The organism is Tissierella sp. P1 (genome assembly GCF_002266425.1).
GTDB classification, from domain to species: domain Bacteria; phylum Bacillota; class Clostridia; order Tissierellales; family Tissierellaceae; genus Tissierella; species Tissierella carlieri.
This window is the reverse complement of record NZ_NPMN01000001.1, coordinates 292,356-310,354: the sequence shown is the minus strand read 5'-3', so window position 1 is coordinate 310,354 and position 17,999 is coordinate 292,356. Positions and strand designations below refer to the sequence as shown.

Genomic DNA, 17,999 nt, shown 5'->3' with positions numbered 1-17,999 from the left:
AGATTTACAGTTCGGGACTTATTTACTATATTCATAATTGTTTGTATATTTTTTGACCAAGGCATTAAATTGGATGTACCTGTAAAATAAAAGACGCTTTTCCAAGACGGAGCAATAATGTATCAGAAGGAATACAGTAGGAATAAGGTCTGTGAAACATCAGGTTCTAGTTAGGGAATAGGATGAGACCACCCTTAGATGTCGAAACAGTAGTATGTCAGTGAGGCCTAGTGTGCTGAAAGTGGTATAGATAGAATTTATTAGACTTTTCCAATTACTGGTGATACAATATTAACAATAAGGTGTTAGTAAAATATGTCAAAGCTATTTAAGGAGGATTATTATGAAACTAGTCGTATTAGGTGGAGCAGGTTCTCAAGCACTTTATGGCATTAGAGATTTAATCAATCATGGCAGCATTTTCGATGAGGTAATTATTTCATCTCGTAATCTTGAAAAAAATAAGAAAATTGTAGAAAAGCTTAATTCACCAATAGTTAAAGCTGCAGAAGTTGATGTTTCTGATGAAGAAGCATTGTATGAACTTATAAAGGATTGTGACGTAGTTGCTAATTGTACAGGCCCTTATCATATTCTCGCATATAAGATTATAGAAACTACTATAAAGGCTGGCAAGCACTATGTTGACTTCTGCGACGATATCGAAGCATTCAATAAGATATTTGAATCAGACTTACCTAAAAAAGCTGAAGAAAAGGGGCTTAGCATGATAATGGGTCTTGGTGCAAGTCCAGGATTTTTATCAGTGCTAGCATGTAGTGCAGAACAACGTTATTTTGATTCACTAAATGAAGCTATATTCTACTTTGCATGTGATGAGAAAGAACCAGGTGGTCCTGCAGTGCTTGGACATATGTTAGAATGTATACACAACGCACCATATATTAAAGACGGAAAGAAATTCAATGAGCCTTCATTCCGTGAAGAATGGGATTTCGACTTTGGAGAACCCTATGGCATTCGTAAGGTTACTAGAATTGGCCATCCTGAAGTATTCACATTCCCTAGATACTCACCAGGGATTCAAAACGTATCTATAAGATTCAGTCTTGAGCAGTCTCAGCATATGAAGGCTTTAGAGATATGAGCTTATCAGGTCTTACATCTGATTACCCGCTTAACATCAATGACAATCCTGTATCACCTCGTGACTTTGCACTAGCTGTATTATTAGCACAAAAGGCAAGCCGACCAGCAATGAGTGAAGAAGAACTTAAGGAATTTTTAAAGGGAGTTACTGCATGTGCAGCTACAGAACTACATGGCAGAAAAGATGGTAAAGATATATCTTATGTCGGAAGAGTGGCAGGAAACATGGCCCCACTTACAGCAATACCATTAATCATGGGTGCTGAAATGTTAGCTAAAGGTGAAGTATCTAAAAAAGGTATTATGGTAGCTGAAGAAGCTATTGAAGATGCGGACAAGTTTGTAAAAGAAACAGTAAAGAGAATCCGTGAAGATGGATTTGGATTTACTGTTAGAGAAGACCTCACCGTTAGAGAAGAGTATTAATAAAACTGACACATTAGTTCTAAAAGAATGTTTAGATAATAGTATAAAACAAATTGTATTTAAGCAAAATAAATGCTCTTGTCTGGTGAAAATCAGATAAGAGCATTACTTTTATAAAAATATAATTTACATTTCTTTATTTATACAATATCGAAATAAATCTCTCTATTTAACCAATGATGGATACCAATTTTTCTTATTTTTTTCCATCTTTAATCTATTCCATTCTGCTAGTATTATAGCTGCTTCTGTTGATGCCTCTATACTCTTTTCAATGCCATCATAAGCAAATTCATTTGTTTCTCTATTTCCAATTACAGTAAATATTGCTCCTGCTTTTATTTTAAATAAACTTGATAGAGTAAGAACTGTAGCTGCTTCCATTTCATAATTTATCACATTTGCAGCTTTTAAATCTTCATATCTAGTTTCAAACCAGCTTTGTCTATATCCACCAAATCCATCTCTATTTTGTCCACAGAAAAAGGATGCAGCTGTGGCGGTTATTCCCACGTGATATGTGTATCCCAGTCTTTCACATGCTTCCACTAGAGCAGCAACTACTTCATAATCTGCCACTGCAGGATAATTTAGATTTACATAATTCTCACTAGTTCCATCATATCTAACTGCACCTGATGAGATTATTAAATCTCCAGGTCGAATATGAGACTGAATAGCAGAGGTAGTTCCTACTCTAATAAATGTTTTTGCACCAATTGTTGCAAGCCCTTCCATTGCACTGGCTGTTGACCCACCGCCAGCCCCTGTGGAACAAGCTGAAATATCTACTCCTCTTATCTTTCCAGTATGAGTCACATGTTCTCTATTTCTTCCTACTTCCTTAAATTCATCCCATTTTTCAGATATCTTAGGAACCCTATCAGGGTCTCCAGGTAATAGAACAATATCTGCTATATCTCCAGGTTTACATCTTATATGGTATTGGATGTTTCCATCTAACTCAGGTCTATCGGCTTTGGATTCCCAATTTTTTTGTCTTCCATTAAAAACATCTCCCTTACTAATTATTAATGAAGATTTATAAATTATTATTCTAATTTACTAAATAGGGCAATTTTAGCTGTATCTTCCACCATTTCAACTAAATAGAAAGCTTTGCTGAAGTTTTCTCCAACAGATATAATACCATGCTCTTTCATTAAAATAGCAACTATTTCAGGATTTTTATATTCTTCTATAACGTAATTTGCTAACTTATCAGATCCTGATGATGCTATATCTATGGTTGGTACATGCTTTAAATAACCTTTTGCATGATTTGTTATTAAGGGTAATTCCTCATGGTTTGCTGCTATTGCTGTCGCATAAGGTGGATGCACATGAATTACTACATTTACATCTGACCTAACTTTATATATTCCTGCATGGAACTTCCATTCTTTAGATAATGTTTTGGTTCCTTCTAGTAAATTTCCATCTAAATCTACTTTCACAACATCTTCCTCTGTCATATCACTAAATGCACTACCTGAACTTTTTATCAATATAGCATCTTCACCAGGAACTCTACAACTAATATTTCCACCTGTAGCACATATTAAATGTCTATCATAACATCTTCTACTAATTTCTACTAAATCCTTTTTTAATTGTTCAATACCCATTTAAATCACCTCTCATTTTTAGTTATTAAACTAGGCTGCAACCTCATAAAAGGATGGCAGCCTAGTTTAATTTAGTTATCTACTCTGCAATTTCTAATGCAATTTTCATCATATCAGTAAAGTTTTTCTCTCTTATATCTGCTGATACTTTTTCACCAGTCATAACATGATCAGATACAGTCAATATGGATAATGCTTTTTTACCTGCCCTAGCCGCTACTATATAGAGAGCCGCTGTTTCCATTTCTACTGACAATACTCCCATTTTTGACCATCGTTCATTTTCTTCTCTATCATATTCAGGATAGAATATATCTGTTGAATATACATTTCCTACCATATATTTAGCTTTTATCTGGTCTGCCTTATCTACAGCATCTCTTAACAATGGATAGGATGCCACCGCTGAAAAAGTTCCAGATAGCTTATATTGATCAGCGTATGGTGTATTATAACAAGCTCCCAAAGCAAATACTAAATCTCCTATTTTTAATTCATCATGAATTGCTCCAGTTGTACCTACTCGTATAATATTTTCTACATCATAAAGATTATATAGCTCCCATGCATGAACACCCATTGTAGGCGCTCCGATTCCACTTGCCATTACAGACACCTTTTTCCCTTTATATGTTCCTGTATAGGCATACATACATCTAATACTATTTACTTGAACTGCGTCTTCTAAGAAATTCTCTGCAATAAACTTAGCTCTTAAAGGATCTCCTGGCATTAAAACTGTTTTTGCTATCTCACCTGGTTGTGCTGATATGTGATGTGTTGGTGCTTTTAATGTCATTTTAATTCCTCCCAAATTTATTATTTTACTTTTAATAAGCTTTCTAGATAAGGAGATATCATAACTCCTTTTTCTGTTATTATCCCACTAATTAATTCATTCGGTGTTACATCAAATGATGGGTACAGGGCTTTTGTTGCTGCTTCTGTTATTAATTGCCCATTTAAATGTGTAACCTCTTTTTCATTTCTATATTCAACATGTGCATCCATTCCATGTGCAAGATCATAATCTATTGTATGGCTTGATGTTGCTGTATAAAAGGGAATATTATTCTTTTTCGCGGCTAAAGCATGCATATAGGTGCCTACTTTGTTTAAAAGATCTCCGTTAGCTGCAATTCTATCTGAGCCAACTACTACTTTTTGAATTCTTCCTAACTTCATTAAATACCCGGACATACCATCAGTAATTAATGTATGAGGTATTCCCCATCTTTCTAATTCATAAGCAGTAATTCTAGCTCCTTGTAAATAAGGTCTTGTTTCACTTGTAAATACATGAATATTTTTTCCTTGCTCAAATGCTTTTCTAATTACAGATAGAGCTCTGCCACCATAACCAGCTCCTGCAAGGGCTCCTGAATGGCAATGAGTTAGAATTGTGTCCCCATCATCAATTAATTCAGCACCATATTCACCTAATTTCTTCTCGTATCCAAGTTGTCTTTCTATGATCTCAGAAGCTTTTTCTTCTATAAAGTCAACAACCTCTTTACCAGAGTAGTTATCTATTGCTTCTATCATCTCATCAACTGTTTTCATTAAATTTACTGCAGTAGGTCTAGTAGATTTTAATAACAACCCACTCTCTTTAATATAGTTTCTGTCTCCATTTGAATTTACTGCTGCCAAAAGAATTCCATAAGCTCCTGCAATCCCAATTGCTCCCGACCCACGGATCGTCATATCCTTAATTGATTTTGCTAATCCTTCAACCGTATTTATAGTATATATTTCCTCAACAAATGGAAGTTTAATTTGGTCAATAAGCCTAACTTTACCATCTTCAAACCATATGGGTAGTAATAGCTGTTGCTCCTTCCATTCATTTGTTAATTTATAAATTTTATTCATTTAACTGCCTCCTAAAGTCTTACTCATCATGATACTTCCCTAAACCCGCTGGATTTCTTGAACTCTTTAATCCAAATACAACTACAAGCATTGTTAGCACATATGGTAATGTCCTAACTATATGACTAGGTATAAAGCTACCTTGGAATATGGTCTGTAATGAATCAAAGAATCCAAAGAACAAACTTGCACCTAGGGCACCTAATGGATTGTTTTTGCCAAAAGTTGCAATTACCATAGCTATATATCCTCTTCCCGCCGTCATGCCATCTACATACATATTAAGCTGTGCCAATGATAGATATGCACCAGCTAGACCACACAGTGCTCCACTAATCATAACTCCTATATATTTATATAAAGCTACATTTATACCAACTGTATTGGCTGCAACTGGATTTTCGCCTACCATTCTCATTCTAAGACCTTGGGGAGTTTTAAACATGTAAATCCAGCCTACTATTACTATTAAAATAGTTATATAAAAAAGAATATTTTGTTCTGCTAATATTGTTCCGATAAAAGGAATCTTTGATAAAAGTCCTATTTCTAATTTATCAAAACTTGCTACCTTTGGTGATATTCCTTTGGATTTCCACATTATCTGCAAAATAAGGGGAGCTATAGCAGCTGCTAATAAATTTACGCTCATGCCACTTAGAGTTTGATTAACCTTATATCTAACATTTAAAAATCCATGGAGTAATGAAAATAATACTCCAGATACTATACCAAATAATATTCCTATCCAAGGGCTTCCACTGATGAAAGAGCCGAATACTCCAAAGAATGCTCCTGCTATCATCATCCCTTCACAACCCATTGCCATAATACCTGACCTTACTGAAAATGCAGCTCCTGTAGATGCTAAAATCATCGGGACAGACATACGTATGGTAGATACTATTACAACATATAAAATATTACTTATGTTTCCCATAAATCTTCCTCCTGTTCTTTAGCATTATGCAATTTCATCATTAGAGCTCTGCTGATTTCCTTTATTCTTAATTAATTTGGTAAATGGACTTTTAATAAAATAACCTATAGAAGAAATCATTTTAGGTGCAGCAACAAATACTACTACTAATGCTTGTATCATACTTACAAATTCTATAGGGATAGATGTTGTTCTATTTAAAGTCATAGCTCCTGCTTTTAATACTCCAAATAATATGGATGAAAACACTACTCCCAATGGACTATAGGCTGCAAGGGCAGCTACTGGAATTCCTGAGAATCCTAGTCCTGTCGATATGTTTTCTATGAATCTATAATGAATACCTAAAGATAAAGCACATCCTGCTAATCCTGCAATTGCTCCACTTAAAAATATGGTGAATAAGTATACCTTTGATACTTGTATACCTGCTGTTCTAGCTGCTTGAAGGTTTGAACCAGTAACTTGAATTTCATATCCTAAAGCAGTTTTTCTTAGCATCCATTCTAAAACTATGGCAATTATAACAGCATTATAATTGCTGTTGTCAGTTGAGAACGGGGTACTATTTTAGTTAATTTTGCTGAATCTAATATCATATTTGTTTGGGATATTGCACTTCCTTCTGATTTTAGAGGGCCTGTACTCAACCAAGTTGTTACTAAAATTAAAATTTCGTTTAGCATGATGCCAACTATAACTTCTGATGAATCAAATTTTATTTTTAAATATCCAATAAATAAACCTACTAAACCTCCAGCTAACATCCCAGCAAGAATCGCTGCCGCTACATGAAGTGGACCTGGTAAAAAGGTTACATAAGCTCCTACAATAGCTGATGTAATTGCCCCAATATAAAGTTGTCCCTCTACACCTGTATTAATAATTCTTACACGAAATGCAATAGCAAAGGATAATCCAGTAAGTAATAGAGGAGTTCCTTGACTTAGGGAAAGTACTCTTCCCTTTTCTGTACCCAAAGACCCAGTAAATATGGCAATATACGTATCTATGGCAGAGAAACCACTGATTTCAATCACTATAGCACCTACTAATAAGGTTAAAAATAATGCTATTAAAGATGTTTTAAGGGTTTTTAAACCTTGTTTATATTTGTTTTGTGATGTTAAACTTGTTTTCATTTCCCTTCTCCTTTAGTACTATCTATACTGCTTCCAGTCATTAGTAATCCTAGTTGAACTTCTGTATATTCCTCTGGCATGCTTTCGGATACTATTTGTCCTTCATATAGAACCAATATTCTGTCACTTAAGGCTCTAACCTCATCTAAGTCTGCTGAAATTAAAAGTACTGCCTTTCCTTCGTCTCTCAAATCTAATAATTTAGTATGAATATATTCCATAGCCCCTACATCCACACCTCTCGTAGGATGTGCTGCAATTATAAGGTCTGGGTCATGAGAGAATGTCCTAGCTATGATTATTTTCTGCTGATTCCCTCCGGATAAAGATTTAACTGTTGTATCCACTGTTGGTGTTTTTATTAAATAGCTTTCCTTGCTTTTATTTGCGTAATCCAGTATTTTCTTATTTAATAATATCCCTTTATTTGTAAAACTTCTTTCTCTGTGATATCCTAAGATTAAATTATCCTTCACACTCATCTCGCTTACTAAACCCATTGAAAGTCTATCTTCTGGTATATGACCGATTCCACTTCTTAAAAAATTATTAACATCTCCGCTAATCTGCTTACCGTTTAATATAAGCTCCATAGTGTCTGGAACTCTTAGTCCTGTTAATGCTTCAAGTAATTGGGTTTGACCATTTCCTTCTATACCTGCAATACCAAGAATTTCCCCTTTACGTATTTGAAAATTTATATCTTTTATTTTATATTTATTATCTTCTTTAATATTTAAATTTCTTACTTCTAAACAAATATCCGTTATATTTTTTGCCAGTCTTTTTACTCCTAATTCCACATGCCTACCTACCATCATTTCTGATAATTTCTCTATAGTTGCTTCTTTAGGGCCTATATTATTATGAATCATTACTCCATCTCTTAGTACATTTATCCTATCTGCTATGGCCATTGTTTCTTTTAGCTTATGTGTAATGATTACAATACTTTTTCCTTGCTCCCGTAATTTTTTTAATATAATAAATAGAGCATCTACTTCATGGGGAGTCAATACTGCTGTAGGCTCGTCCAATATAATTACCTCTGCTTGTCTATATAAAGCTTTAAGGATTTCAACTCTTTGCTGCTCTCCTACTGAAAGTCTCTCTACTTTAATATTTGGGTCTATATTAAAGTCAAAATCTTCTATAAGTTTTTTTATATTTTCTTGAGATTTTCTTTCATCTACAAATAAACCATTTTTAGGTTCATTGCCAACTATTATATTTTCCATAACAGTAAACGCTGGCACCAGCATAAAATGCTGGTGCACCATGCAAATACCCTTATTAATGGCATAAAGTGGTTTGTTCATATGGACCTTTTGTCCCTTATAATATATTTCTCCTGAATCAGGCTGAATCATGCCATAAAGAACTTTCATAAGTGTAGTCTTTCCAGCACCATTTTCACCTAACAAAGATACTATCTCTCCCTTTTTAAGGGTGAAGTTTACATTATTTAGAGCCACAGTCCCTGGAAATGTTTTTGTTATATTCTTCATTTCAAGCATATCCACGTAACTCCACCTCCACTAGGCATGTTTTCTATTTATTTTTTTCATAATTATTATTTTTTGTCCATTCATCTATTTGATCTGGATCTTGTGGTAATTCAAATTTTCCATCGAAATATTGTTGTTTTACTTCTTCTGCTATATCTATTATGTCTTGTGGTATTTCCGTATTTATTCCAGTTCTATCATATCCACAAACATCATCTTTAATTCCTTTTAGTGTAACTCCTGGTTTCCAAGTCCCATTCTGTACACTTTCAATTTCTTGATATATTAATAGATCTATTCTTTTTAGTGATGTTACTAAGCTTCTTTCTGGATCAATGGAAGCCTTACTACTTCCGATTACATATTTATTTGATTCTTCTGCTGCATTAAATACTCCCAGACCTGAACCTCCAGCATTGTGAGATATAACGTCTGCACCTCTACCATATGCCGTCATTGCAATCTCCTTAGCAGTTCCAGGGTCTGTATAGCTTCCAACTATATTATAAATAAACTCTACTTCTGGATTAACATATTTTGCACCTGCCATAAATCCTGCTGCCCCTGATCTTGAAACAGGAGTATCCATACCGCCAACAAATCCAATAATATTTTCTTTATTCGCTAAAGGCATTCTTTCATCCTTAGTAACAAGACCTGCAATAACTCCCGATAAAAATGTTTGTTCTGGATCTAAAGCTCTTATACTGTGTATATTCTCATATCCTTCAACAACTCCATCAGCTAAAGTAAATTTTTGCTCTGGATAATCAGCTGCTGCCGCTATTATTGGATCTATATAGTCAGCACCTAAAGCAATTATTAGATCATATTCCTCTGAATCAGCAAACATTCTTAATTGCATCTCTACTTCACTAATATCAACAATTTCAGCATAGTCAAATTCTATACCTAATTTATCCTTAGCTTCATTTAATCCAATATGTGATTCATCTACAAATCCTAAATCTCCTAAGTTTTTGTGAACTATTGCAATTTTAACTTTCTCATCTCCTGATCCAGCTGCTCCATCCTCAGTCACGTTTTCAGGTGTATTTCCTACATCTTTACCTTTTCCATCTCCACATCCAACTAAAACAGTTAAAACTAAAGTCAATACTAACATTAAAGAAATTATTTTTTTGTTCATTCTCTTTCCTCCTAGATTTTACATGCTTAAGTTTACTTGTTTCCTAAGTTTTAAAGTTTACTTTTAGCCTTCCTTTCTATGTATTTTTTTGCTATGCTGAGTGCATTTTTTATTAAAATTTCAACGTCGTCAGTCGTCCTACAACTACTATAGCATTGTGATAAATCGTTGTCAACACGTTTTTTATTCTAATATATTACTAATAAACTTACTTGACAAATACAAATATACATCGTATATAATATGTAAAGAATATAATTCTATAATTAAGGTGGTTACAAATGAAATTAACAAATAAATCCTTATATTCACAAGCAAGAGATGCAATTCTTAATATAATTGATAATAGTACAGAATTTATGGCCAAGCTTCCTTCTGAACAGGAGCTTTCTGAAAGATTAGGCGTTAGCCGAAATACAATAAGAGAAGCTTTAAAGTCATTAGAAAATGAAGGCTTCATAGCTCCACGGCATGGGGTAGGTACTTTTATTATTAGAGATTCAAAGAATATTAAATCTAATATAGCTGTTCTTGATAGTTTCACTAAGATAATAACTAATCATGGATATGCACCAGGTACTAAATCTTTATATCACGATAGAAGAACTGTCCCTGAGGATTTAGCATCTAAGCTAAATATAAATGAAGATTCAGATGTTCTTTATATTGATAGGATTCGTACTGCAGATGGTAAGCCAGTTATCTATGTGGAAGACTATATTACTTATATTGATGGGATGATGGAAAGGTTTAATTCCATTAAAACAGAATCCATATTCGAATTTTTAAAATCCTATGATATCAAAATTTCTTTCTCAAGCTGTAATATCTATGCTGTAATAAGTAATGAAAAGCTACAAAAAAAATTATCTTTAAAAGAGCCTAAAGCCTTATTACATCTAGAGCAAGTACACTATTCTACAAAAGGTATCCCAATTATGTATTCGGACAGCTATTTTCTTAGCAATAAATTTGATTTTAACCTAGTAAGGAAAGTTATTGATTAAAAAAATCTTTTCTAAGGATAGAAATAATAAAAAACAATGCAATGTAATTAATAACTATGAATCATTGTATTATAGAGTAAATTGTATTTAGGCAAAATAAATGCTCTTTTATGATAAAAAACCATAAAAGAGCATTTACTTATTTTACATTATTGATTATTTCTATTATCATGATGCACTTGATCTAATACGATAACTAAAGCTAAAACAAAAGCTTGATCTTCTCCATCGGCTATATCAACGGAATAGGTGTCTGAAAAACTAATCCACTTTTTACTAATCCAAGCAATAGGTCTACCGTTTTTCATAATACTAAAATCATGCGCAAAAACATTTCCGTCTATAGTAAAGTTTCCAAACTTGCTATCTATAGTAAACCTAGGCTTAAATAAGGTAAACTCTTTATAGACTTTTCCAACAAGACTTCCACCTTTGTAGATGGAATACTCTGGCAAAAACCTAAATACCTTTTGTTCTATATAAAGCATATGATTACCTTGGATATCATATAAATCCAATTTATTACCTATAGATAATATCTTTCCTGCAACCTCATAACGAGGACTTCCATTTTCATCATTAATAGTGAATCTATCGGCGAAGGAAAAAATTCTCTCCTTAATTAAATATCTCATATTTGCACCTCCATAATACTATATTATCTTTCTATACTATATTGTATAATATACTATATATTATTACATTTGTATTTTCTATATGTAATTCCATAGAATATATTTCATGTAGTAAAATGTAAATTTCTTGGAGGATATAATGGATATTAAAATTATTTTTGAAGATAAAGATATATTAGTAGTGGAAAAGCCACCTAAGATTCCCTGTCAATCTGATAAAACTTCTGACGATGACATAATGAGCATATTAAATAGACCCTATCTTGGTCTTGTACACAGATTAGATAGACCTGTAGGAGGAGTTATGGTATATGCCAAAAATGAGAAAACTAATTCTTTTCTTTCTAAAGAAGTTTCAGCAAGAAGATTATATAAGGAATATCTCGTAGTGGTGTGCGGTAGACCTGAAGCTTCGAAGGGAGAACTAAGAGATTATTTAAAAAAACTTCGAACTATAAATATGAGTAAGGTAGTTGATAAGGGTAATAATGGTGCTAAGGAAGCTGTATTAGAATATGAATTATTAGAGTCTAAGGATACAGAGGAATATGGAACATTAAGCCTGCTTAAGGTTATCTTAAAAACTGGCCGTCACCATCAAATAAGGGTTCAACTCTCCAATGCTGGCTTTCCTATATGGGGAGATAATAAATATAATAAAACCTTTGTAAAGAAAAAAGAATGGACTCAAATTTCACTATGGTCTTATAAAATAGGATTTTATCACCCTACTAATAAGACAAATTCTACTTTTATTTCTCTCCCTTATGATGAATATCCTTGGGATGTTTTTGATATGAAAGACAATTAAGATGATTCTTAGATCCTAAGAATCATCTTAATATAATAATTACTTTATCTAACTGGAACTCCTTTAATTTACCAATCCATCTAATTCCTCACTCAATTTTTCTAGCTTTCTAAAGTTCTCAACTATGTCATTTATTCTTCCATTTTGTTCTGTTACACTTGCAGTAACTTCCTCAACGGATGCAGAGTTTTCCTCTGTAACACTGGATATAGAAGTTACTTCATTTGCAATTATCTCATAGTTTTCTTTTAATGTCCTTATTTTTTCGTCCATATTCTTAGCTTGATTTAAAACATTAATATTATTATCATTGATTTGTTTAAAAACTTCATCCACTTTTTCTGCAGCAGATTTACTAGAAATAAAAGAAAGAGAAACCGAATTGAACTTTTCCTTAGTCTGTTTCGACTTATCTTGGATTCCATTCAAAATAGATGCTATTTCATCGGTGGATTTTCTTGAGTTTTCAGCAAGTTTTCTTATTTCCTCAGCTACAACCGCAAAACCTTTACCGCTTTCTCCAGCCCTAGCAGCTTCGATTGCAGCATTCAGTGCTAATAAATTAGTTTGTTCCGCTATTTCGCTTATTGTATTTAATATAACTCCTATTTGTTGTGATTCTTTGTTTAAGTTATCAATAATAGTTAAAGTTTGACCTATATTTTCACTTACATTGTCAATTTCTCTTCTTAAAGATTCTAATTCTATATTTCCTTCATCAGAAACCTTGGCTGTAGACTCGGTTATATCATTCATGGAAGTTGAAGCATCCTGAACAGATTCTACCTCTTTATTTGACTTTATTGTAGAGTTATTTATATCACCAACACTTTTTGCTTGGAATTCAATACTTGCTGCAATCTCTGAAAATATATTAGTTATCTCGCCAGATATTTCTCCTATTGCATTCACACTCTCTGTTAATCCTTTACTGAAATCCTTTAAAACCTTGGCTGTATACTGAATCTTTTCAAACATATTAGCTATCTTTAACCTATCTTCTTCAGATTTTTTATTGTTATCTTCCAATTTTTTTCTCATATTCACTCCAATTTTGCTTTGAAATGCCAATACAAAAGTTATCAATACTAAAAAAAGATTCATTGAAATAAGATGTTTCTTATCAAGTCCTATAAACATAGTCTCCCTGTATGCAACGAAAAAATAATTAGTTAAAGACAAATTTATAATTCCAGACATAATTATCGGTTTAAAATCATGATACAAAGTAATTATCGCCAAAATATAATATAGCATCAGATAATTGCCGATATGAGGATTTGAGCTTATTATTAGATAACCAATTATTGTCAGCTCTATTAATATAATATATTTAATTTTTGTTTCAAAAATATGTTTATAGGTAAGTATCGTTGCCATTCCCCCGCATAGCAATCCAGATAATGCTAAAATAATAATAGTATTAATAGGAACTTTATTTAAAATATCAACTATCAATCCTAATAATAAAGAAATCCACATTAACTTTATTATTAATTTGTTTCGTGTATAAATAAGATTTTCTTTCTCCATTGCAAACAACCCCCATTTATAATAAACTTTAATTTCTTAGATAAAAAACCAATTTTAAAATTGGTTTTTTATCTTGTATTTTTTCTAACTATATAAATCTAGCTATATCATTTGCAGCTGTTACGGCCTCCCAGCCTCTACCAGGTTCTCTTGCATCGCCAATACAATAAATCTCTTTTGCCGTCTTTTCTTTCAATAGCTCAAAATAAAGATTCGAATTTGCCTTCCCCCCCATTGAAAGTATTACTAAATCAGTATCTATTCTTATTTCCTCTACATTATTTGGATCTAGCTTCTTTTGGAATGGAACGTGAATATTATCTGGAGTTAATGTAATCCATGGTTCATAAGGATTTTTTCTTCCTTTGTTAGCAGTAATTATTACTTGATTTTTGTTAAATTCAATTACCTTAGAAGATACATATGCTTTTATGGGTATCTTTAAAGCATCCGCTTTTTTTCCAGATGGGGAACCTTTACCCATCATCATCCATAATAGCATTGAACGATTTGCGTGGACTACACCACTCATCAAATCAGGTAACATTTCAACTACTGTAACTTCCACACCCTTTTCATAGGCTAGTGAGTAAGCCAGTTCACAACCTACTACACCTCCGCCTACTACGGTTACTTTTTTTATATCTGGTTCTAATTCCATATTCTTATTTAGAAAATCTCTAGCCTCAACATGCCTAATTTCATCTAGACCATTCATTTTTGGTATAAACGGTATTATTCCATTGGCACATACTATAACATCAAATTTATCCTTTAAATTTTTTTCTTTAACCTCAATGTTGTATTCTATTTTTAATCCTTTTTGTTGAAGTAATTCCATAGTATACCTTGTATTCTCTAGCAATCTGCTTAAATCATGTTTTATTTTCATATTAGAACCAGGGATATATTGCCCTCCTAATTTATCTGTTTTTTCAAACAAAGTAACATCATGTCCTCTTAAAAAAGCTGTCTTAGCTAACTCACATCCTCCAGGTCCCGCCCCAATTATTGCTACTTTTTTTGGTTTATCGGTTTTCATTAATCTTTTCGTATCCTCAAAACCTGTATAAGGATTTGCGGTACAGCATGGATGCCCTCCTAATATAAATGACTGAATACAGCCTTCTTGATCTCCCATACAGTGTATTATCTCTTTTACTCTGCCTTCTCTAACTTTTTGCGGCCAGTATGGATCAGCAAGAAGAGGTCTTCCTAACATCACAAAATCTGCAAAATCATTTTCTAAGACCTTTTCTGCTATTTCAGGTTTACCCAGCTTTCCTACAGCTATAACTCTTTTATCAATATTTTCTTTCTTGAAATATTCTTTGAGCCTTCCTGCTATTTCTTCTATATATGGCATATCATCGAAATATGCAGGGGGATGTGGGAAGAACCAATTATCATAGCATCCCTTATCCACATCAAATGCATCTACTCCAGCATTGGCTAATGCCTTACAGAACTCTAGACCTTCCTCTATAGTTCTTTCCATCCCTTTAAAGTTCTTTTTGAATACCTCATCTCCATAGGATTCCTGAAGCCCTTGGGTCAAATCAATTCTATATATTATTGGAAAGTTTTCGCCACATCTTCTTTTTATTTCTCTGACTACATCAATACCAAATTGAAATTTATTTTTATATCTTCCTATTCGTCTTCTATTCCACGGAGCTGATGTAAGCTGATCCATAAGATAGCCTTCATGTCCATGAAGTTGGATTCCATCAAATCCACTGATTTTAGCATTAGCCGCGGCTTGTCCAAAGCTTTTTACTATCTTATTAATAGCTCTATCAGATAATGGAATATGTGGTAAGACAGGTACATAAAAATTCTTATTAATAGATGCTGACTTTAATATCTTTCCTTTAAGTGCTGGCTCTGGTGAACCAACCCTCCCAAGTCCAGCTGTTAGTTGTACAAAAATCTTTGCATCATAGGAATGGACACCTGATGCCAAATCTCTCCATCCAGACATTCTAGTTCTAGATGATCCGTCAATTCTAGGGAAATAAGTAGTTTCATTATCTTCCTCAGTAGTAGGGTCTATTCCTTGAGAAATAGGAACTAATCCTGTTATAAGTAAACCTGTTCCACCCTTTGCTCTTTCTACAAAATAGTCTATCATCTTTTGAGTTGGTCTGCCAATAGGATCAGCCATATTAATATTTCCCATAGGTGCCATAACGATTCTATTTTTTAGGTTCAGCTTTCCAATATTTCCAGGTTCAAAAATTTTATTATATTCCATGAAAATCCACCTTTCCTATTTTCTATTCGACTATTACGGTCCCATCATCTTTTATTTCTATTTTTTGTCCTGTTTTGACATATTCTAAAAATTCATTTCCCAACTGATCGATAGTAATGATTTTTTTACCATTCCATACTTCGGCCAGAATTATTCCTGCCGCTGCAAGTGAATCAATATGCTCAGAGAAAAGCATTGCTGATGGTCCTATTCCTAATTCTACGATAGCTTGAAGTACCATTCCACCTGTTGTTGAGCCAATTGTTTGCGGTAGGCATATTATTTTATTAGTCAAATTTTTATTATATAAATCTTTATTATTTTGATCAGAACATATTACATTTTTAGATTTCTTTAAAGCGCTTTTTTGAAAAGATGCTAATATATTCAACCCTTCCTTTGTCACCACTGCTTCTTCCTTTAAATTTCCACCTAATACAACCCTACCTTTAAATATCCTAGACATACAAATCCCTCCTATTTCAAACCTGTTATCTTAGATAATATGATTTCATCTGTATAAAATCTTGCAGTTGTATATGTTCTCAACTTGTTTGAATTTGTAATGATTGGCTCCTTAGCACAAAGTGGATTGTTCATATACATTAACGGACAGATATACGTTAGTTTTACTCCCATACTATTAAGTCTTTGTAGTGCTAATTTATCTTTTTTAAATTCTTGGATTACATCAGGTGAAGCACTCAGTATAGTATCTATCAAAACCTTGCTTTTTCCACTAATTTTAACTGCTTCTTCTATTCTCTCTACCCAATCATATATTTGACTAAGGCTTAAATGTGGACATCCTATAAAGCATTTCTTTGGAGTTTGACTTGGGTTCTTCCACATTATAGGATAAGAGTCATATATTCTATTTAATTCTCCATCGTCTATAATATATGTTTTGTAATCATCCACTAATAGAGATTCTCCTAGATCTATTGCCTCTGGAGTAATATTTTCTACATGATATAGTCCAACAGCTCCATTAGAAGCACTAGCAGCACCCATATCTTTAAGATAATTAATAGTAGTATCACTAATGCCCTTACCTAAATGTTTATCTAGACCTACTATATACGGAACATCTTCCATAACTTTCATACCTATTGCACTTCCAAGGATTTGAGCATTAGGAAGTTTTGAAGTCTTAAGTTGTATCAGCCATTTTGCCTTTCTACCCTCATCTATTAAAAGACCAAACTCCGGAACTTTACCTACTATGCCACATAATAGTTCTATTACACCAGAATTTCTATTGCTTCTTGCTCCTAATACAGAATTTGCAAATACTACTGCTGAAGATTCAGCCCAAGACAATATATCTCCTTTCTTTGGCGTATTACCAACCTCTGGCAAATAGCAAGTACATGTAAAAGCATTATCATCTTTTAATCCCACTTCTTTTAATTGCTTCTCATACATTTCTTGCTTTCCGTACATAATTCTAAATACAACTTTTTGCAGAGGATTACATTTTACATTTTCATAATCCAAAGGTCTTGGATCTACTGTAAAGCTTTCTTTTGTCCTAAGATTTTCTTTGATTAATTCATCCATAATATCAAATACTGGCGTTAACATTGGTATGCCAAAGGATGTTACTAAGTGTATGGAGCCATCAATTGGAAGTAATCTCTTCGCTCCAAAGGTTTCTCCATAAAGAACTACGGATTTAAGTGCTTTTTGTAAGGTTTCCCCTCTCCTTCCATCTAATATTTCAATTTCTTCGGGGGTCAACTTCATATTGTAGCTATCCATAAAACCACTCCCTTAATCAAATATATTGTTATAATATTAACATTGAATTTCCTTAGTATATTTCTATAGCAATTAACATGCCAAGTCTAAAATTGGGACTTTTGCCATATTCTACCACCGGGATGATTTTAGGTATATTTTTTTGTATCATATTGTACTATAATGTATTTAACTATAAAGCATTTTGATACATTCTGCTACAGAGGGAGCGAC

The 17,999-nt window shown here is 33.0% G+C and carries 18 protein-coding genes; 4 read left to right on the top strand and 14 right to left on the bottom strand.

The annotated features are described in order from the left end of the window. Nucleotides 1–343 precede the first annotated feature (343 nt). A complete protein-coding gene (locus CIW83_RS01450; RefSeq protein WP_094898889.1) occupies nt 344–1,108 on the top strand; it encodes a saccharopine dehydrogenase family protein in 765 nt (254 codons plus the stop codon). After that, complete coding sequence (locus tag CIW83_RS01445; protein ID WP_094898888.1) at nt 1,105–1,536, top strand: hypothetical protein; 432 nt, start codon at nt 1,105–1,107, stop codon at nt 1,534–1,536. The genes CIW83_RS01450 and CIW83_RS01445 overlap by 4 nt, the downstream gene beginning before the upstream one ends. A gap of 165 nt (nt 1,537–1,701) precedes the next feature. On the opposite strand, the gene CIW83_RS01440 is transcribed toward CIW83_RS01445, so the two are convergent. The 9 genes from CIW83_RS01440 to CIW83_RS01400 all read right to left on the bottom strand — a co-directional run bounded on the left by CIW83_RS01440 (nt 1,702) and on the right by CIW83_RS01400 (nt 9,779). After that, the gene (locus CIW83_RS01440) at nt 1,702–2,475 is read right to left on the bottom strand and encodes a nucleoside phosphorylase (RefSeq protein ID WP_255374247.1); all 774 of its coding nucleotides are present in this window, start codon (nt 2,473–2,475) and stop codon (nt 1,702–1,704) included. A 113-nt stretch (nt 2,476–2,588) separates the two neighbouring features. Continuing rightward, the gene (locus tag CIW83_RS01435; RefSeq protein WP_094898886.1) at nt 2,589–3,164 is read right to left on the bottom strand and encodes a class II aldolase/adducin family protein; all 576 of its coding nucleotides are present in this window, start codon (nt 3,162–3,164) and stop codon (nt 2,589–2,591) included. Between the two features lie 79 nt (nt 3,165–3,243). After that, nucleotides 3,244–3,963, bottom strand: coding sequence for a purine-nucleoside phosphorylase (gene deoD / locus CIW83_RS01430; RefSeq protein WP_094898885.1), 720 nt, complete (start codon nt 3,961–3,963; stop codon nt 3,244–3,246). Nucleotides 3,964–3,983: 20 nt separating this feature from the next. Further along, a complete protein-coding gene (gene mtnA / locus CIW83_RS01425) occupies nt 3,984–5,039 on the bottom strand; it encodes an S-methyl-5-thioribose-1-phosphate isomerase (RefSeq protein WP_094898884.1) in 1,056 nt (351 codons plus the stop codon). A 19-nt stretch (nt 5,040–5,058) separates the two neighbouring features. After that, on the bottom strand, nt 5,059–5,979 hold the full coding sequence (locus CIW83_RS01420; protein ID WP_094898883.1) for an ABC transporter permease: 921 nt from the start codon (nt 5,977–5,979) through the stop codon (nt 5,059–5,061). Nucleotides 5,980–6,003: 24 nt separating this feature from the next. Next, nucleotides 6,004–6,480 carry an ABC transporter permease gene (locus tag CIW83_RS24150; RefSeq protein ID WP_094898882.1) on the bottom strand — a complete coding sequence of 159 codons (477 nt, stop codon included), beginning with the start codon at nt 6,478–6,480 and terminating at the stop codon, nt 6,004–6,006. Nucleotides 6,481–6,500: 20 nt separating this feature from the next. Further along, nucleotides 6,501–7,121, bottom strand: a complete 621-nt coding sequence (locus CIW83_RS24145; protein ID WP_094898881.1) for an ABC transporter permease — start codon at nt 7,119–7,121, stop codon at nt 6,501–6,503. Continuing rightward, a complete protein-coding gene (locus CIW83_RS01405; protein WP_235601188.1) occupies nt 7,118–8,638 on the bottom strand; it encodes an ABC transporter ATP-binding protein in 1,521 nt (506 codons plus the stop codon). Before CIW83_RS01405 ends, CIW83_RS24145 begins: the two co-directional genes overlap by 4 nt. 34 nt (nt 8,639–8,672) lie before the next feature. Further along, a complete protein-coding gene (locus CIW83_RS01400) occupies nt 8,673–9,779 on the bottom strand; it encodes a BMP family ABC transporter substrate-binding protein (RefSeq protein WP_094898879.1) in 1,107 nt (368 codons plus the stop codon). A gap of 281 nt (nt 9,780–10,060) precedes the next feature. Here CIW83_RS01400 and CIW83_RS01395 point away from each other — a divergent pair, with 281 nt between their 5' ends. Continuing rightward, nucleotides 10,061–10,786 carry a GntR family transcriptional regulator gene (locus CIW83_RS01395; RefSeq protein WP_094898878.1) on the top strand — a complete coding sequence of 242 codons (726 nt, stop codon included), beginning with the start codon at nt 10,061–10,063 and terminating at the stop codon, nt 10,784–10,786. A 149-nt stretch (nt 10,787–10,935) separates the two neighbouring features. Here CIW83_RS01395 and CIW83_RS01390 read toward each other — a convergent pair whose 3' ends face one another. Then, entirely contained in the window at nt 10,936–11,421 is a 486-nt protein-coding gene (locus tag CIW83_RS01390) for an LURP-one-related/scramblase family protein (RefSeq protein WP_094898877.1), read from the bottom strand. A 139-nt stretch (nt 11,422–11,560) separates the two neighbouring features. Here CIW83_RS01390 and CIW83_RS01385 point away from each other — a divergent pair, with 139 nt between their 5' ends. Next, nucleotides 11,561–12,232, top strand: a complete 672-nt coding sequence (locus CIW83_RS01385; protein ID WP_094898876.1) for an RluA family pseudouridine synthase — start codon at nt 11,561–11,563, stop codon at nt 12,230–12,232. Nucleotides 12,233–12,295: 63 nt separating this feature from the next. Here CIW83_RS01385 and CIW83_RS01380 read toward each other — a convergent pair whose 3' ends face one another. From CIW83_RS01380 to CIW83_RS01365, 4 genes are all read right to left on the bottom strand, one after another. Continuing rightward, entirely contained in the window at nt 12,296–13,765 is a 1,470-nt protein-coding gene (locus CIW83_RS01380) for a methyl-accepting chemotaxis protein (protein WP_094898875.1), read from the bottom strand. Between the two features lie 88 nt (nt 13,766–13,853). Then, the gene (locus CIW83_RS01375) at nt 13,854–16,022 is read right to left on the bottom strand and encodes an FAD-dependent oxidoreductase (RefSeq protein ID WP_094898874.1); all 2,169 of its coding nucleotides are present in this window, start codon (nt 16,020–16,022) and stop codon (nt 13,854–13,856) included. A gap of 22 nt (nt 16,023–16,044) precedes the next feature. Next, nucleotides 16,045–16,488, bottom strand: coding sequence for an aconitase X swivel domain-containing protein (locus CIW83_RS01370; RefSeq protein ID WP_094898873.1), 444 nt, complete (start codon nt 16,486–16,488; stop codon nt 16,045–16,047). Nucleotides 16,489–16,499: 11 nt separating this feature from the next. Next, a complete protein-coding gene (locus CIW83_RS01365) occupies nt 16,500–17,786 on the bottom strand; it encodes an aconitase X (protein ID WP_094898872.1) in 1,287 nt (428 codons plus the stop codon). Between the last annotated feature and the right edge of the window lie 213 nt (nt 17,787–17,999).

Excerpts from the sequence above, each read along its gene's own strand:
- CIW83_RS24150 (WP_094898882.1), bottom strand. The coding sequence starts at position 6,480 with ATGCTAAGAAAAACTGCTTTAGGATATGAAATTCAAGTTACTGGTTCA.
- CIW83_RS01370 (WP_094898873.1), bottom strand. The coding sequence starts at position 16,488 with ATGTCTAGGATATTTAAAGGTAGGGTTGTATTAGGTGGAAATTTAAAG.
- CIW83_RS01435 (WP_094898886.1), bottom strand. The coding sequence starts at position 3,164 with ATGGGTATTGAACAATTAAAAAAGGATTTAGTAGAAATTAGTAGAAGA.
- CIW83_RS01405 (WP_235601188.1), bottom strand. The coding sequence starts at position 8,638 with ATGCTTGAAATGAAGAATATAACAAAAACATTTCCAGGGACTGTGGCT.
- CIW83_RS01380 (WP_094898875.1), bottom strand. The coding sequence starts at position 13,765 with ATGGAGAAAGAAAATCTTATTTATACACGAAACAAATTAATAATAAAG.
- deoD (WP_094898885.1), bottom strand. The coding sequence starts at position 3,963 with ATGACATTAAAAGCACCAACACATCACATATCAGCACAACCAGGTGAG.
- CIW83_RS01375 (WP_094898874.1), bottom strand. The coding sequence starts at position 16,022 with ATGGAATATAATAAAATTTTTGAACCTGGAAATATTGGAAAGCTGAAC.
- CIW83_RS01445 (WP_094898888.1), top strand. The coding sequence starts at position 1,105 with ATGAGCTTATCAGGTCTTACATCTGATTACCCGCTTAACATCAATGAC.
- CIW83_RS24145 (WP_094898881.1), bottom strand. The coding sequence starts at position 7,121 with ATGAAAACAAGTTTAACATCACAAAACAAATATAAACAAGGTTTAAAA.
- CIW83_RS01450 (WP_094898889.1), top strand. The coding sequence starts at position 344 with ATGAAACTAGTCGTATTAGGTGGAGCAGGTTCTCAAGCACTTTATGGC.
- CIW83_RS01385 (WP_094898876.1), top strand. The coding sequence starts at position 11,561 with ATGGATATTAAAATTATTTTTGAAGATAAAGATATATTAGTAGTGGAA.
- CIW83_RS01400 (WP_094898879.1), bottom strand. The coding sequence starts at position 9,779 with ATGAACAAAAAAATAATTTCTTTAATGTTAGTATTGACTTTAGTTTTA.
- CIW83_RS01390 (WP_094898877.1), bottom strand. The coding sequence starts at position 11,421 with ATGAGATATTTAATTAAGGAGAGAATTTTTTCCTTCGCCGATAGATTC.
- CIW83_RS01420 (WP_094898883.1), bottom strand. The coding sequence starts at position 5,979 with ATGGGAAACATAAGTAATATTTTATATGTTGTAATAGTATCTACCATA.
- CIW83_RS01365 (WP_094898872.1), bottom strand. The coding sequence starts at position 17,786 with ATGGATAGCTACAATATGAAGTTGACCCCCGAAGAAATTGAAATATTA.
- mtnA (WP_094898884.1), bottom strand. The coding sequence starts at position 5,039 with ATGAATAAAATTTATAAATTAACAAATGAATGGAAGGAGCAACAGCTA.
- CIW83_RS01395 (WP_094898878.1), top strand. The coding sequence starts at position 10,061 with ATGAAATTAACAAATAAATCCTTATATTCACAAGCAAGAGATGCAATT.